The organism is Siminovitchia terrae (assembly GCF_003605405.2).
Lineage (GTDB): Bacteria > Bacillota > Bacilli > Bacillales > Bacillaceae_C > Siminovitchia > Siminovitchia terrae.
Window position 1 is genome coordinate 35,617 of record NZ_QYTW02000001.1, and the last position, 13,385, is coordinate 49,001.

Annotated in this window: 18 protein-coding genes and 1 riboswitch; of the genes, 5 read left to right on the top strand and 13 right to left on the bottom strand. The window is 41.6% G+C overall.

The window, feature by feature from the left end; all coding sequences use genetic code 11:
• Positions 1-11: 11 nt before the first annotated feature.
• From D5F11_RS00160 to D5F11_RS00220, 13 genes are all read right to left on the bottom strand, one after another.
• A complete protein-coding gene (locus tag D5F11_RS00160; protein ID WP_120115072.1) occupies positions 12-437 on the bottom strand; it encodes a stage V sporulation protein AB in 426 nt (141 codons plus the stop codon).
• Entirely contained in the window at positions 424-1,044 is a 621-nt protein-coding gene (locus D5F11_RS00165) for a stage V sporulation protein AA (RefSeq protein WP_120115071.1), read from the bottom strand. Before D5F11_RS00165 ends, D5F11_RS00160 begins: the two co-directional genes overlap by 14 nt.
• 625 nt (positions 1,045-1,669) lie before the next feature.
• Positions 1,670-2,431, bottom strand: a complete 762-nt coding sequence (sigF, locus tag D5F11_RS00170) for an RNA polymerase sporulation sigma factor SigF (RefSeq protein ID WP_120115070.1) — start codon at positions 2,429-2,431, stop codon at positions 1,670-1,672.
• A 12-nt stretch (positions 2,432-2,443) separates the two neighbouring features.
• Complete coding sequence (spoIIAB, locus tag D5F11_RS00175; protein WP_120115069.1) at positions 2,444-2,884, bottom strand: anti-sigma F factor; 441 nt, start codon at positions 2,882-2,884, stop codon at positions 2,444-2,446.
• Between the two features lie 2 nt (positions 2,885-2,886).
• Positions 2,887-3,237 (bottom strand): anti-sigma F factor antagonist, encoded by a 351-nt coding sequence (spoIIAA, locus tag D5F11_RS00180; RefSeq protein WP_120115119.1) that lies wholly within the window; start codon positions 3,235-3,237, stop codon positions 2,887-2,889.
• Between the two features lie 109 nt (positions 3,238-3,346).
• Positions 3,347-4,510: a D-alanyl-D-alanine carboxypeptidase family protein gene (locus tag D5F11_RS00185; protein WP_120115068.1), complete on the bottom strand. Its 1,164-nt coding sequence runs from the start codon at positions 4,508-4,510 to the stop codon at positions 3,347-3,349.
• A gap of 303 nt (positions 4,511-4,813) precedes the next feature.
• Entirely contained in the window at positions 4,814-6,007 is a 1,194-nt protein-coding gene (gene deoB, locus D5F11_RS00190) for a phosphopentomutase (protein ID WP_244862077.1), read from the bottom strand.
• Between the two features lie 90 nt (positions 6,008-6,097).
• Positions 6,098-6,991: a site-specific tyrosine recombinase XerD gene (gene xerD, locus D5F11_RS00195; RefSeq protein WP_120115066.1), complete on the bottom strand. Its 894-nt coding sequence runs from the start codon at positions 6,989-6,991 to the stop codon at positions 6,098-6,100.
• A gap of 8 nt (positions 6,992-6,999) precedes the next feature.
• Positions 7,000-7,230: a YqzK family protein gene (locus D5F11_RS00200; protein ID WP_120115065.1), complete on the bottom strand. Its 231-nt coding sequence runs from the start codon at positions 7,228-7,230 to the stop codon at positions 7,000-7,002.
• A gap of 162 nt (positions 7,231-7,392) precedes the next feature.
• Positions 7,393-7,875 (bottom strand): ferric iron uptake transcriptional regulator, encoded by a 483-nt coding sequence (gene fur / locus D5F11_RS00205; protein ID WP_120115064.1) that lies wholly within the window; start codon positions 7,873-7,875, stop codon positions 7,393-7,395.
• A 105-nt stretch (positions 7,876-7,980) separates the two neighbouring features.
• Positions 7,981-8,628 carry a stage II sporulation protein M gene (spoIIM, locus tag D5F11_RS00210; RefSeq protein WP_120115063.1) on the bottom strand — a complete coding sequence of 216 codons (648 nt, stop codon included), beginning with the start codon at positions 8,626-8,628 and terminating at the stop codon, positions 7,981-7,983.
• A gap of 96 nt (positions 8,629-8,724) precedes the next feature.
• The gene (locus tag D5F11_RS00215; RefSeq protein WP_120115062.1) at positions 8,725-9,885 is read right to left on the bottom strand and encodes an endonuclease Q family protein; all 1,161 of its coding nucleotides are present in this window, start codon (positions 9,883-9,885) and stop codon (positions 8,725-8,727) included.
• Position 9,886: 1 nt separating this feature from the next.
• Entirely contained in the window at positions 9,887-10,432 is a 546-nt protein-coding gene (locus D5F11_RS00220; RefSeq protein WP_120115061.1) for an NUDIX hydrolase, read from the bottom strand.
• A 72-nt stretch (positions 10,433-10,504) separates the two neighbouring features.
• Here D5F11_RS00220 and mciZ point away from each other — a divergent pair, with 72 nt between their 5' ends.
• The 5 genes from mciZ (at position 10,505) to D5F11_RS00245 (ending at position 13,096) form a co-directional block, all read left to right on the top strand.
• On the top strand, positions 10,505-10,639 hold the full coding sequence (gene mciZ / locus D5F11_RS00225; RefSeq protein ID WP_120115060.1) for a Z-ring formation inhibitor MciZ: 135 nt from the start codon (positions 10,505-10,507) through the stop codon (positions 10,637-10,639).
• A gap of 49 nt (positions 10,640-10,688) precedes the next feature.
• Entirely contained in the window at positions 10,689-11,612 is a 924-nt protein-coding gene (locus D5F11_RS00230) for an aldo/keto reductase (RefSeq protein WP_120115059.1), read from the top strand.
• Between the two features lie 235 nt (positions 11,613-11,847).
• Positions 11,848-11,938: riboswitch (cyclic di-GMP riboswitch) on the top strand.
• Between the two features lie 28 nt (positions 11,939-11,966).
• The gene (locus D5F11_RS00235) at positions 11,967-12,092 is read left to right on the top strand and encodes an anti-repressor SinI family protein (RefSeq protein ID WP_120115118.1); all 126 of its coding nucleotides are present in this window, start codon (positions 11,967-11,969) and stop codon (positions 12,090-12,092) included.
• Between the two features lie 91 nt (positions 12,093-12,183).
• Positions 12,184-12,504 (top strand): helix-turn-helix domain-containing protein, encoded by a 321-nt coding sequence (locus D5F11_RS00240; RefSeq protein ID WP_120115058.1) that lies wholly within the window; start codon positions 12,184-12,186, stop codon positions 12,502-12,504.
• A gap of 133 nt (positions 12,505-12,637) precedes the next feature.
• Positions 12,638-13,096, top strand: coding sequence for a hypothetical protein (locus tag D5F11_RS00245; RefSeq protein ID WP_126646469.1), 459 nt, complete (start codon positions 12,638-12,640; stop codon positions 13,094-13,096).
• Positions 13,097-13,385 lie beyond the last annotated feature (289 nt).

A 13,385-nucleotide genomic window follows, 5' to 3' on the forward strand; every position in this document is an offset into this window, starting at 1 on the left:
CACTAATAGCTTCAAAAATTCACAAAAACCAACCATTGGAACAAAGAACCCGCGAGTTTTCCAATGACAAGAGCCATAAGCAGACTGATAAGCAATCCTTCCATTCCTATCCTCTTTGATAAAATCGGCAGTACATTGAGGACTTCAGTAAGAGCCGCCGCAAGCATGCCGATAAAAATTCCGCTGGCAAATCCAATGGGGATCAAAATACCAGCGCCGATAGGAAATGAAGAGTTATTCAAATCCGCAAAGCTGCTCAAAACTACACTGATAACAACTGCCCATTCATAATATCGAATATAATCACCGGTTTTGGTAAGCTGCGTTAGCCGCGGAATCACGCCAAGCACAGTTAAAAATGCAACGAATCCTATTCCCACAGCAACGCCCCCAGACAGGCCTGTGAATATGACTGCAATAGCTTTAATGATCGTCACTGTATTTCGTGCTTTCTTTGTGTTTATTCAGGACAACATATTGATCAAGATCCTGCTGGTAATTAAACATTTCTATTTCCAATGGACTCGGTTCTTTGTTGATCCTTTTCTTGAATAAATGATTAAAAAACAGAATCATACCTAGTCCGAGACCGAGTGAATAAGGAATCTGGACAATATACGGAGTGGAATTTATTTTTCCCGTCATCATCCAGTAAATTTTTTGATGCATTGTCTGCATGCTTGTTTCCTCATGGAAGTTCATAATGGCCAGCCCAGATCCAACAAAAAGGAGCAGCCATACAAGAACAAATAAAAAGGAAGGCACTGACCTCCTTTTTTCCACTAATTCAATGATCGTTTCCGAGGGTCCAATCACTTGAATATCTGAATCGGGATATCGGCTCGTTATTTTACTGATCACAGTCATTACATCTAGGACGATAAACTTTTTCTCTATATCAGAAGTCTTGGAAAGCACAACCATTTGATGCAAGTCTTTCATTCTCTCTGGTGCAATGATCTGTGCCATCTCTCCTAGCTTCATACTGGAGCTCTTGTTAATCGTCAAGCGGCGCTTCATTTGAATGTAAACCGTATTCTCCATCATTCCACATCCCGCATGTTGTTTATGTATTTGTTATTATGCTACATTACATTCCAGCCATTCATTATTTATCAGAAGTGCGTGTTCAAAAAGTTGCCAAATTAGAAGCAAGAAGGTCAAGGCGGCGCAGTTTCGAGCAGCGCAATGTATGCTTTTAGATACATGAGCAGCACAGAAACAAGCCAACGAAGAGATTCGACGCTTATCATTTGGTGACTTTTTGAACATCCTCTAGAAGGTAACCCTTCATTTTTAATGAGTAAAGAGGGTATAACTGTTATGGAAAATTTTATTCAGAGGAAGGTTTTTCTTTGTTCAGCTACGACGTACAGGAAGTACTAGTCCAAGCGAAGCGACAGGACGTCGCGTTCTGAGCCTGCCGACGTACAGGAAGTACTAGTGCCACCGAAGCCACAGGATCGCGGTTTGAGGCGGCCAGCGCCTAGCCCCGCAAGGATCAAGCCGCTTCCCTATGGTGGCTAAGAACTGCCTCCTCGGGAATTGTCTTGTTTGCCCCCGCTGACTAAGGCGATTTTCTTATAAAAGTGCAAACAGAGCTGAACACGGTATGAAGTAATAAGCTTAGACATTCTAATTTCTTATACAAAAAAACGTATGGACCCGACTAAGTGGTATCCATACGCTCTTTCATCTGTTCAAGTATTTTCTTTTCCAGCCTGGACACTTGCACCTGCGAGATCTCCAGGCGTTTTGCCACCTCAGACTGTGTCTGATCTTTATAATATCTCAGGTAGACAATGAGCCTTTCCCGTTCATCGAGCCCACGTATCGCTTCTTCAAGAGCGATTTTATCGAACCATTTATGGTCGTTCTGATCCGACAGCTGATCCATTAATGTAATGGGATCGCCGTCATTTTCATAAACGGTTTCATGTATGGACGCAGGGGTCCGCCCTGCGTCCTGGGCCATAATCACATCTTCTAAGGGTACGTCGAGATGCTCTGCGATTTCTGAAACAGTGGGTACCCTCCCATGCTTTTTCGCGAGTTCATCCTTTGACCTTCGGATTTTATTGCTCAATTCTTTTAAAGAACGGCTTACCTTTACTGTTCCGTCATCGCGGATGAACCGTTGAATTTCTCCAATAATCATTGGAACGGCATAGGTTGAAAATTTGACATCGTATGAAAGGTCAAACTTATCAACGGATTTCAACAAACCGATGCTTCCGATTTGAAATAGATCATCAGGTTCATAGCCCCTATTGAGAAAGCGCTGTACGACCGACCAGACGAGCCTCATGTTTTTCTCAACAAGTATATCGCGGGCTTCTTGATCCCCATTCTGGCTTTTCCGAATATATTCCTTTACTTCATCGTCTTTTAGAAATGATGTGTTTGAGTCTTTTTTAAGTTCCACATCCATAGGCGCGGCTCCTTAATTGCACAACGCTTTATTTTTCGTTAAATACTTGACTAAACGAATGGTTGTGCCTGTCCCTGGGTGGGATTGTATTTCCAAATGGTCAGTGAAATTTTCCATAATTGTAAAGCCCATGCCAGAACGTTCCATTTCCGGTTTTGTTGTAAATAACGGCTGTCTTGCCTCATCAATATTCGCGATGCCAACTCCTGTATCTTTAATCACAAGGTCGACCTTCCCATCCTCAATGACTGTTGAAATATAGACAATTTCTGCAGGATTTTGCTCGTAACCGTGTATGATTGCGTTTGTAACAGCTTCAGAAACTACTGTCTTGATCTCCGTCAGCTCATCCATAGTCGGATCTAATTGGGCGATAAATGCAGCGACTGTCACACGGGCAAATGATTCATTTTGGCTGAGCGCACTGAACTGAATTTGCATCTCGTTTCTCATTATCAGGCAACCCCCAATCTTTCAAGCGCAAATTTTTCAGAAGACTCCAAGCGGACGATTTTGAATAGACCGGACATTTCAAATAACCGTTTGACAGGCGGGGAAATGGAGCAGACAACCATTTCTCCCCTCTTCAATTTAATTTGCTTATATCTTCCGAGGATTACCCCAAGCCCGGAACTGTCCATAAAGGATAGTTTTTCCAGGTTCAGGACAATGTGCAAAATATCATGAGCTTTCATTTCCCTAGTGATCTGTTCGCGTAAATTCTCCGCCGTATGATGGTCCAGTTCACCGGAAAGCCGGATGCATAGAACATCTTGCTTTACTTCCATATCAATCTTCAATCCCACATGCACAGCCTCCTTATGTGTCGTATAGGGATTCAATTCTACCTCCATGCACCCGAATCCTTCTTCATGACAAAACTAGAACCGATTCGCTAATCTTATTGAATTTTCATCATTTTGACTGTGTAAACAGCCCGAATGATCTCTTGTACATCTGCCACCAAGAAGCTTTCTTAACAGCCTTGTCTGCAACCAAGGTCGATTCAGCCAATTTCTTGCCATCTTTTTTAATCACGATCTTGCCAACTTTATCACCTTTTTTGATAGGGGCTTTCAAATTTTTATCCAGTTTCAGTTCAGTGGTGAAATCTTTGGCTTTTTCTCCCTTTTTGGTCAAGAGAGAAACTGGTTCACCGGTCTGTGCATGAACCTCTTTAATATTCCCTTTGCTCACTTTGACCTTTCCAAGATTCTCTCCTTTTTTATAAAGGGAATGAGTAGCATATTGTGAAAAAGCATAGTCAAGCATTTTGGAAATCTGATCATTCCTGCTTTTAGATGTCGGAGCGCCAAAGACAACAGCAATAACACGCATGCCATCTTTTTTCGCCGTGACTGTGAGACAGTACTTCGCCTCACTTGTGAAGCCTGTTTTCAAGCCATCGACTCCAGGATAAAACCGGACAAGTTTGTTCGTGTTAACAAGCCAGAACTTTTTCTCCGAGTCTTCTCTTAAATAAGATTCATATAGCTTTGTAAAATCAGTGATTTCTTCATGCTTCAGCAATTCCTTGGCCATGACAGCCATATCATGAGCGGTACTGTAGTGGCCCTTTGCAGTCAAGCCTGTCGTATTTTTGAATTTGGTATTTTTCAAACCCAATTCTTTTGCTCGTTCATTCATTTTTGCAACGAAGGCTTCTTCGCTTCCTGATATTTTTTCCGCCATTGCTACCGAAGCATCATTGGCGGAAGCAATGGCAATTCCGAGAAGCATTTCTTTTACTTTCATCTCTTCTCCAGGCTCAAGAAAAATCTGCGATCCCCCCATCGAAGCTGCATATTCGCTCGCCCGCACTTTTTCATCCATAGAAATCTGTCCGCTGTCCAGCGCCTCCATGATTAGCAGCATGGTCATCACCTTTGTCATCGAAGCTGGCGGCAGTTTTTCATCGCTGTTTTTGTCATACAGAACCTTCCCTGTATCCCTTTCTATTAAAATTGCCGACCGTGAATCTTCCGACAATTCTTTTTGCTTCTCCTCCGCCAATACCGGCTGTATTGTCAATGAGAATATGAGCAAGAAAGGAAAAAATATACCGGCTAACTTTTTCATCCGAACCCCTCCATTTGTATGATAAAAAACGGTAATGTTTACCAACTATCACCATTGTCTCCCGGAAAGGTTTTTTTATACTTTTGTTTTTTATAAAAAAGAGCCCGGCTTTAACCGCTTTATGTAAAACATGGCTAAATATGCTTAAGGTTGTACTATGCTACCTTAAATTGGATGCCCCTTGAATAGCTTCCTTTTGACTTTTGTCCCGCTTTACCGACTTCCTCTGACCGCCACATCCTGTCGCTTCGCTCTATTAAAAAGGCCTTGCGGTTCAATTATCGCAAGGCCTATCACTTTTTATCACTTTTCAACTGTTAATTCCGAAAGGAAGCTTTCTCCTGCACCCTTCCAACCTATGCCGAAGTTATGTGCTATTGTCGCACCGACATCAGCAAATGTTTTCCTGACTGAAAGCTCCCGGCCGCCATTAAAACGTTTGGAATACACAAGGAGAGGCACGTATTCCCTCGTGTGATCAGTCCCATGATGTGTAGGGTCATTCCCATGGTCAGCTGTGATGATCAATAAATCGTTCTCTTGCATTCTTTCAAAAACCTCAGGAAGCCGCTCGTCGAACTGTTCCAATGCAGCTCCATACCCTTCTGGATCCCGCCTATGACCAAATTTCGCATCAAAGTCAACGAGATTAATAAAGCTGAGGCCAGTGAAATCTTTTTCCATTACCTGGATCAGCTTATCCATGCCATCCATGTTAGATTGAGTCCTAATAGACTCCGTAATCCCTTCACCGTCATATATGTCATGAATTTTCCCAATAGCAATAACATCAAGATTATTGGAAGACAGCTCATTCATCACGGTCCGGCCGAATGGTTTCAAGGCATAGTCATGACGATTGGCTGTACGCTGGAAATTGCCCGGTGAACCGATAAACGGGCGTGCAATCACCCTGCCTACCTTATATTCTTCAGCAAGGGTAAGCTCTCTCGCCTTTTCACAAATTTTATATAGCTCCTCTAGCGGAATGATCTCTTCATGGGCGGCAATCTGCAAAACAGAATCTGCAGATGTATACACAATTAATGCCCCTGTTTTCATATGTTCGGGACCAAGCTGTTCAATGATTTCCGTTCCGCTCGCAGGAATATTTCCTATGACCGACCTTCCTGAAGCCTCTTCAAGACGTGAGATCAGTAACTCTGGAAATCCTGTTGGAAACACTTTAAAAGGGTGGCTGGTGATGAGCCCCATGATTTCCCAATGGCCAGTCAGTGTGTCTTTTCCTCTTGATGCCTCTTGCATCTTTGTAAAAAAGGCAAGTGGCTTTTCAGCCTTATCTATCCCTTTTATTTCCCTGATGTTAGATAACCCGAGCTTTCCCATGTTCGACATGTTCAGCCCATTTACTTTTTCTGCAATATTTCCGAGTGTATCTGCACCAATATCACCAAAATCCTTCGCATCCGGTGCTTCACCGATACCCACAGAATCCAATACGATTAAGTGAACTCGTTTAAATGAAGAACTTTCCACAATCATCCCTCCGAATCAAAAGCTAATAATGTTTAATCGTATCATACCTGTTTACAAACGTTAAAAAAACCGCTTTTGAATGGAGCGGTCTTAAGCACGAGGATGATACTGTTTGTATACATCTTTCAATCTTGATTTGGATACGTGTGTATATATCTGTGTGGTTGAAATGTCTGCATGGCCCAGCATTTCCTGGACAGCCCGCAAATCCGCCCCATTTTCAAGGAGGTGGGTTGCAAACGAATGCCTTAACGTATGCGGCGTCAATTTCTTTTCGATGTTTGCCTTGGCTGCAAGCTTTTTTAAGTTTTTCCAAAAGCCTTGCCTAGTGAGCCGCTTGCCATGATGATTTAAAAATAACGCATCTGTCCTGTTCTTGTCTTTTTGAAGCCTTGGCCTCACGTCTTTCAAATAAAGCTCGATCGCTTTAGTGGCCTCTGCTCCGATAGGAATAATCCTTTCCTTATTTCCCTTTCCCCTGCATCTGACAAAACCGATTGTAAGATGGATGTCATCAAGATTCAAATCAAGAAGCTCACTGATCCGTGTACCTGTCCCGTATAAAAGCTCAAGCATCGCTTTGTCGCGAACTCCAAAAAGAGTTGAACGGTCTGGAGCTTCAAGAAGAGACTGCACATCTGAGACAGAAAGGACTTTCGGTAAATTCTTTTCTTGCTGAGGCGTTTCAATATGTATAGTGGGATCATGCCCGGCGACCTTTTCCCGTAATAGAAACTGGTGGAAAGAACGTATTGATGCGATATGCCGGGCAAGCGTCCTACTAGATTTGCCTTCACCCTTTAGCTGCCCCAAAAATTGTATGATATGCATACGAGTAATGTCATCAAAACTATCGATTTTCAACATGTTTTGAATATAGGCAAGATAGTTCACCAAGTCACGTTCATAAGCCTTTATCGTGTTTTGCGACAATCCTTTTTCCACAATCATGAAATGAATAAAATCCTGCAGACGGTCTTTCATATTCTTTTCTACTCCCCATTTGAATAAAAAAACAACAGGCGAGAGAGCCAATCACTCTCCGCGTCACTTTTATGCTGCTGAATCACTTTGACGGCTGTGCCCTCAGGCTCATCGTATCTCCGATAATTTTCATACTCCTGACTAACCCATATAATACCATAGTAAAACATAATCGTACATGCTGCAAAAAGCAGAAACACCCTTATTACTTGGAAAATCACCCTAGCCGCGTTCCTCATTTTCATCAAACCCTTTTCAAGTATTCAGACTGCTTGTACCAGTAATACATGATATGCAATAAATGTCCGAGTTTATACGTATCAGGGGCGAATATTGATGTTGGAGGATAACTTTGCGAAAAAACACCCATCCTCTACTTATAAAGGATGGGTGTTTTCACTTCATTTCTTTTTGCTGGCTGACGGTTCTTTCCGTTCATTCTCCACTTTATCGTGACAGCGCCAACAAATGCCGTGAAATGTCAGCCTGTGGTCTTTAATTTTAAAATTAAAATCATGTTCAACTTTTTTTTCAACATCTCCGAGAAGATCTTCCTGGATTTCATCCACCGAGCCACATTCAATGCATATCAGGTGGTGATGGAAATGATCGGCACCTTCCTGTCGCAAATCATATCTGGAAACCCCGTCTCCAAAATTAATTTTGTCAACCACTTTCAACTCAGTCAAAAGCTCGAGGGTCCTATATACGGTTGCCAGGCCGATGTCAGGAGACTTATCCTTGACAAGCAAATAGACATCTTCCGCACTCAAATGATCTTCCTCATATTCAAGCAACACCCTAACCGTGGCTTCACGCTGGGGAGTAAGCTTATAGCTTGCGGAATGCAGTTGTTTCTTAATACGATTAATGCGACTTTCCATCAAACAATCCTCCCTCGCCACTATCCCTTTTATTATAACAGACAGTGAATAATAATCAAATTAAAATCATTATAAAAATGGGAGGTTTCTACTTGAAAATCATTATCATTTAGTAATCGACATGATAATGGATTTCATCAATGCCGGCGCAATAAATGCCTCAATACTTGCAGCAAGCGTGATGACAGCCATGGCCGCAATGAAGGACAAAAAATATCGCGCAAACTCCGGAACAAAATGAAAGGAAAAACCCTGCCTTATAAAAATTTTCCTCATGAGCTTAATTGAGAATGCTGTCGAGATAACAGCAATAAATATATATACAGGTATAAACAGCAGATTTTGTGGCAGCAAAGTCACAAAAGCAAGAAGCAGGCCATGCCAGCCCATTTGATTCACAAGAAAGCCGACCGAAAATCCTACAACGACTCCTTTTAAAAACAATAGTATCAAAATCAACGGAAAACCGATAATGGAAATTCCAAGCACCCACATCAACCCGGTGAATTTGACATTGTGAAAGAAGCTAAGCTTTAACAGATCTTCCGCCTGCCCCGTTTTTCCATCCGCCACTTGTCCAAAAAAATGATTCAAGTAATGAAAAAGATCTTCCTTCTGTGCAATTGATAGACTATTGACAATGACCGCTCCGAAAATAATCCCCATGATAAACAAGACCATGATAAATGAATAGATAGAAGAATAGGTCCGAATGTGTCGTGTAATATAACTAGTATACATTTTTTTCCGCATATGCTGCTTCCCCCTGTCCTGCGATTGATACATCATATGAGAAAGAAGCTATGCATATGACTCGTTTCTCTATCATTTTCAAGTTAGGATTGTCTATCATTTCGCAACTTTTCCGTAGCGCCCTCCTCCTCCTTCTTCCAGCTGCAGTTCTCCTGACCTGGCTTTCACAATCAAGTCCGCCAGTCCGTCCGATAGTACGTTTTTCAATTCGGCCTCAGAAACCCGGTGCAGGATATTCATTTCCGATCCGAAATGGCTGTATAGTTTCTCCCTTGTTTTAACCCCCAGCCCAGGTAAAAAATCTAGCGGCACTTGATGGATATATGGCGGCCTTTTAGAAGGATTATTTTCTTGATCCGCCAGCTCTGCAATCCTCTCGGAAACCCCTTTTGTAAATTTTTTCGAACCGCAATTTGTACATATGTCTTCCTGTTTCAATGTGAAACACTTGGCGCAAACCGTCCGATAGTATTTACCCAAAAAAGGATTTAAGCCGTAATTTTCGTCGATTTTATTTCCTCCTACACCATGCAGGGCTTTTTTAACTGCCCTGAAGGTTGGTGCTTCAAGAGTCATTTTTTGATATTCTCTGGCCATCTTAGGCAATGAATGCGCATCTGAATTCGACACAAACGTAAATCCATTCAGTTCTCTGATCTGGTCAGCCATCATTGTATTGGAGCTAAGTCCAAGCTCCACACCGTCTATTAATTTCGGATTCAGAACTTCCTTCAACGATTGCTTCACTCCTTTTCCGTAAAGACTTTTAAAAGGAGTAAAAACATGAGCAGGAATGAACAATCCGTCCAAAGACTTTACTTTCTCTTGAATATTAACAGCTTTTTCGTATACCCGCTGTGTACTCAGTTGAAGATTTGTAACACGCGTCGAAAGCCAACTGGAATATTCCTTGAGTTGTTTAAAACCGGGGAAATAGGCCAACAAATGAATCGGGCCATTACAGCTTTCATCCAGAACTTCCATTTCCGTTCCTGGTATTAATGTCACTTCATTCTCAAATTGGAAACCGCCTTCTTCCATTTCTATTAAGCGTCCCTCTTGAAAGAGCTGTTCCATTTCTGCCAATACTTCAGGGGAGTGACAATCGATCACTCCAACAATGTCAAGCCCTTTGGGAAACTTGGCTGTTTGTAAGATATTTGTCAACGTCAAGCTTTTTGCTGCAGTGATTTTTACCGGTTTCCCTGAAAAAGTCCTGCCTATATGAATGTGCAGGTCCACAAAATACTGTTCCATATCATCTTTTCTCCATCAACTGCAAATATTGGACGGCAAAAACAGTTTTGGCATCATAAATCCTTTTATTTTTCATACAATTAAGTGCTTCCTCAAGCGAAAGTTCAATCAGCTCAATAAATTCATCTTCATCGCCGTCCGCTGGATTTTCCAACTTTTCTAACTCAGTCGCCAAATAAAGATGAATGATTTCATTGGCAAAACCGGGCGACGTATAAAAAGAAGAAATGTACTCCATTTTGCCTGCACGATATCCAGTTTCCTCCTCAAGTTCCCTTTCCGCAGTGACCGCTGATTCTTCCCCTGGCTCCAATTTCCCTGCAGGAATTTCCAACAAAGATCTTTCCAAAGGCTTTCTATATTGTTCCACCATGACTATTTTATTTTCGTCTGTTAGTGCAATCAGGCCAACAGCGCCGGGATGGTGGACAATCTCGCGCTTTGACAGCTCTCCGTTTGGAAGTTCCACTTCATCTACTTGTACACTGATAATTTTCCCTTTAAAAATTGGTTCCGTACTTACTGTTTTCTCTTCAAACTTATTCATTATGCTCAGCTCCCTGTTCTATTTCATTTGCTGATAATCATACATTTTACCATACATCAAGGAGGGATCATGATGAGAGTAAACATTAGTGAAGATCGCATTATTTTGACAGGAAAAGCATGGGAAATTCAAGGCTTGCTTCGAAAGTATGCAAAACAACATAAACTTGTGAAAGACTGGATAGAATCCTGCGCAATGGTTGAATAACGCGACCTACTTCAGATAAAATAGAAAAACGAAGAAAGGCGGGATTTGAATGGAGAAACGCACACTTGGAAAATCGGATTTGTCTGTATCAAAAATGGGACTGGGATGCATGTCATTAGGAACCGATTCGGCCAATGCCGAAAAAATTATAAAAGCGGCTTTGGATGAAGGCATAAACTATTTTGATACTGCCGATTTATACAATTACGGTGTAAATGAAGAATTAGTTGGAAAAGCCCTCGCTTCCATACGTGATCAAGTGGTCATTGCTACAAAAGTGGGGAATCGATGGACAGAAAATAAGGATGGTTGGAGCTGGGACCCTTCTAAAAAATATATAAAAGAAGCAGTAAAAAAGAGTCTCAAACGCCTTGGTACAGATTATATCGACCTATACCAGCTGCACGGCGGAACCATCGATGACCCAATTGATGAAACAATTGAAGCTTTTGAGGAATTAAAATCTGAAGGTTTCATTCGCTATTACGGAATTTCCTCCATCAGACCCAATGTCATTCGTGAATACGTAGACCGTTCTTCCATTGTAAGTGTCATGATGCAATACAGTCTTTTGGACAGACGCCCGGAAGAAGTCATGGCTTCATTGAAGGAAAATGGGGTCAGTGTTGTAACAAGAGGATCTGTGGCAAAAGGCATATTAAGCGATACAATACTGAGCATCAAAGAAAATCAGTGGGAAGGAAAAGAATACCTTGATTACTCTTCAAATGAGATAAAAGAGCTTATAGAAAGCATTCAAGCTAAACTATTACATGATAAAAGGTCTCTGAATGAATTGGCGCTTCAATTCAATTTAGCCAACAAAGCTGTTGCTGCTGTTGTAACAGGGGCCAGCACCATTGAGCAGATAAAAGACAACGCCCGAGCAGTTAACTCAACGGCCTTGACAAAAGAAGAGTGGGCATTTTTACATATGGTGACACGCGAAAGCCACTATACAGCGCATCGTTGAAAATTATCGTTCGCCAAACTTTTACCTTTTTTCTAACATTTCCACATATATTTTATAAACATATTTTACTATAATGGTCATAACGAATCACTTATTCCATTCCCGGGATTTTTCTGAGATAAATCGACAGCTTTCTATTTAAATGAACGAGTATTTGTTTCGTTTCAGTGCTTTTGGTCAACGACATTTTTTTCAGGACTATGACTTTGGAAACGCTTATACTAAGATTTATACTTAGTGAAAAAGGCAAATCTGTTCGAAAGTCAGAGACGCAAAGCCACAGGCCTAAGGTTAATATGACTAACTATGGCGGCTGGGTTACCCGAATACATTCCGTATTTATGGGAGGTAGCAATGAAAAAATCCGTCGTAACAAAGCCAGAGAAGCTGGACGAAGAATGGGTAGAGCTCATATTGTCTGCGCTAAGCGTAGGAATCAGCCCTCAGGAAATTAAGGAATTCTTTAGGGAACGTCTATAGTACATAATCATGACCCGTCAATCGGGAATTTTGCTCTATTCATAACCTATTATTTTATGTTATAATAGGCAAAGAGTAGGTGACTGTGTAAATGATAGGTCAACGAATAAAAGATTATCGGCTTCAAAAAAAATTATCACTATCTGAATTGGCGGACAGAGCTGGAATTGCCAAATCCTATTTGAGTTCAATTGAGCGCAATATCCAATCCAATCCGTCTATTCAAATACTCGAAAAACTTTCATCTGTCCTCGATGTTCCCGTCCATGTTCTCCTTCACGGAGAAACAGGTAAAATCGAATTAGACCACGATTGGGAAGAGCTAGTTTACGAAGCAATGTCTTCAGGTATTACAAAAGAAGAATTCCGTGAGTTTCTGGAATTCAATAAATGGAAAATGAAGAACAAATAAGCGTTCCATGGCGATCATATCGTCTGGGCGTTTTTATTTTGTCTAGAAAATCACTTGGTACCGATCAATTTCTCAATCAAACTGATGGTTTGGGAACACCGAAGGAACGGTTTCCTCCGCTGATTTTTGCATTTTGGGCCGCCAGTTGCGCCCGTTTGGACTTTTCGGACAGTACTTCCTTGATGCGGATAGTATTTCTTTTTTCTGGATAGTATTTGCCTGGGCGCAGACAGTATTTATTCTTTCTGGACAGTATTTGCCTGGGCGCAGACAGTATTTATTCTTTCTGGACAGTATTTGCCTGGGCGCAGACAGTATTTATTCTTTCTGGACAGTATTTGCCTGGGCGCAGACAGTATTTATTCTTTCTGGACAGTATTTGCCTGAGCGCAGACAGTATTTATTCTTTCTGGACAGTATTTGCCTGAGCGCAGACAGTATTTATTCTTTCTGGACAGTATTTGCCTGGGCGCAGACAGTATTTATTCTTTCTGGACAGTATTTGCCTGGGCGCAGACAGTATTTATTCTTTCTGGACAGTATTTGCCTGAGCGCAGACAGTATTTATTCTTTCTGGACAGTATTTGCCTGAGCGCAGACAGTATTTATTCTTTCTGGACAGTATTTGCCTGGGCGCAGACAGTATTTATTCTTTCTGGACAGTATTTGCCTGGGCGCAGACAGTATTTATTCTTTCTGGACAGTATTTGCCTGAGCGCAGACAGTATTTATTCTTTCTGGACAGTATTTGCCTGAGCGCAGACAGTATTTATTCTTTCTGGACAGTATTTGCCTGGGCGCAGACAGTATTTATTCTTTCTGGACAGTATTTGCCTGGGCGCAGACAGTATTTATTCTTTCTGGACAGTATTTGCCTGAGC

Coding starts and splice junctions, on each gene's coding strand:
- D5F11_RS00165 (WP_120115071.1), bottom strand. CDS start 1,044: ATGGAGAATACGGTTTACATTCAAATGAAGCGCCGCTTGACGATTAAC.
- sigF (WP_120115070.1), bottom strand. CDS start 2,431: ATGGATGTGGAACTTAAAAAAGACTCAAACACATCATTTCTAAAAGAC.
- spoIIAB (WP_120115069.1), bottom strand. CDS start 2,884: ATGAGAAACGAGATGCAAATTCAGTTCAGTGCGCTCAGCCAAAATGAA.
- D5F11_RS00185 (WP_120115068.1), bottom strand. CDS start 4,510: ATGAAAAAGTTAGCCGGTATATTTTTTCCTTTCTTGCTCATATTCTCA.
- xerD (WP_120115066.1), bottom strand. CDS start 6,991: ATGAAAGACCGTCTGCAGGATTTTATTCATTTCATGATTGTGGAAAAA.
- D5F11_RS00200 (WP_120115065.1), bottom strand. CDS start 7,230: ATGAGGAACGCGGCTAGGGTGATTTTCCAAGTAATAAGGGTGTTTCTG.
- fur (WP_120115064.1), bottom strand. CDS start 7,875: ATGGAAAGTCGCATTAATCGTATTAAGAAACAACTGCATTCCGCAAGC.
- spoIIM (WP_120115063.1), bottom strand. CDS start 8,628: ATGCGGAAAAAAATGTATACTAGTTATATTACACGACACATTCGGACC.
- D5F11_RS00215 (WP_120115062.1), bottom strand. CDS start 9,885: ATGGAACAGTATTTTGTGGACCTGCACATTCATATAGGCAGGACTTTT.
- D5F11_RS00220 (WP_120115061.1), bottom strand. CDS start 10,432: ATGAATAAGTTTGAAGAGAAAACAGTAAGTACGGAACCAATTTTTAAA.
- mciZ (WP_120115060.1), top strand. CDS start 10,505: ATGAGAGTAAACATTAGTGAAGATCGCATTATTTTGACAGGAAAAGCA.
- D5F11_RS00230 (WP_120115059.1), top strand. CDS start 10,689: ATGGAGAAACGCACACTTGGAAAATCGGATTTGTCTGTATCAAAAATG.
- D5F11_RS00235 (WP_120115118.1), top strand. CDS start 11,967: ATGAAAAAATCCGTCGTAACAAAGCCAGAGAAGCTGGACGAAGAATGG.
- D5F11_RS00240 (WP_120115058.1), top strand. CDS start 12,184: ATGATAGGTCAACGAATAAAAGATTATCGGCTTCAAAAAAAATTATCA.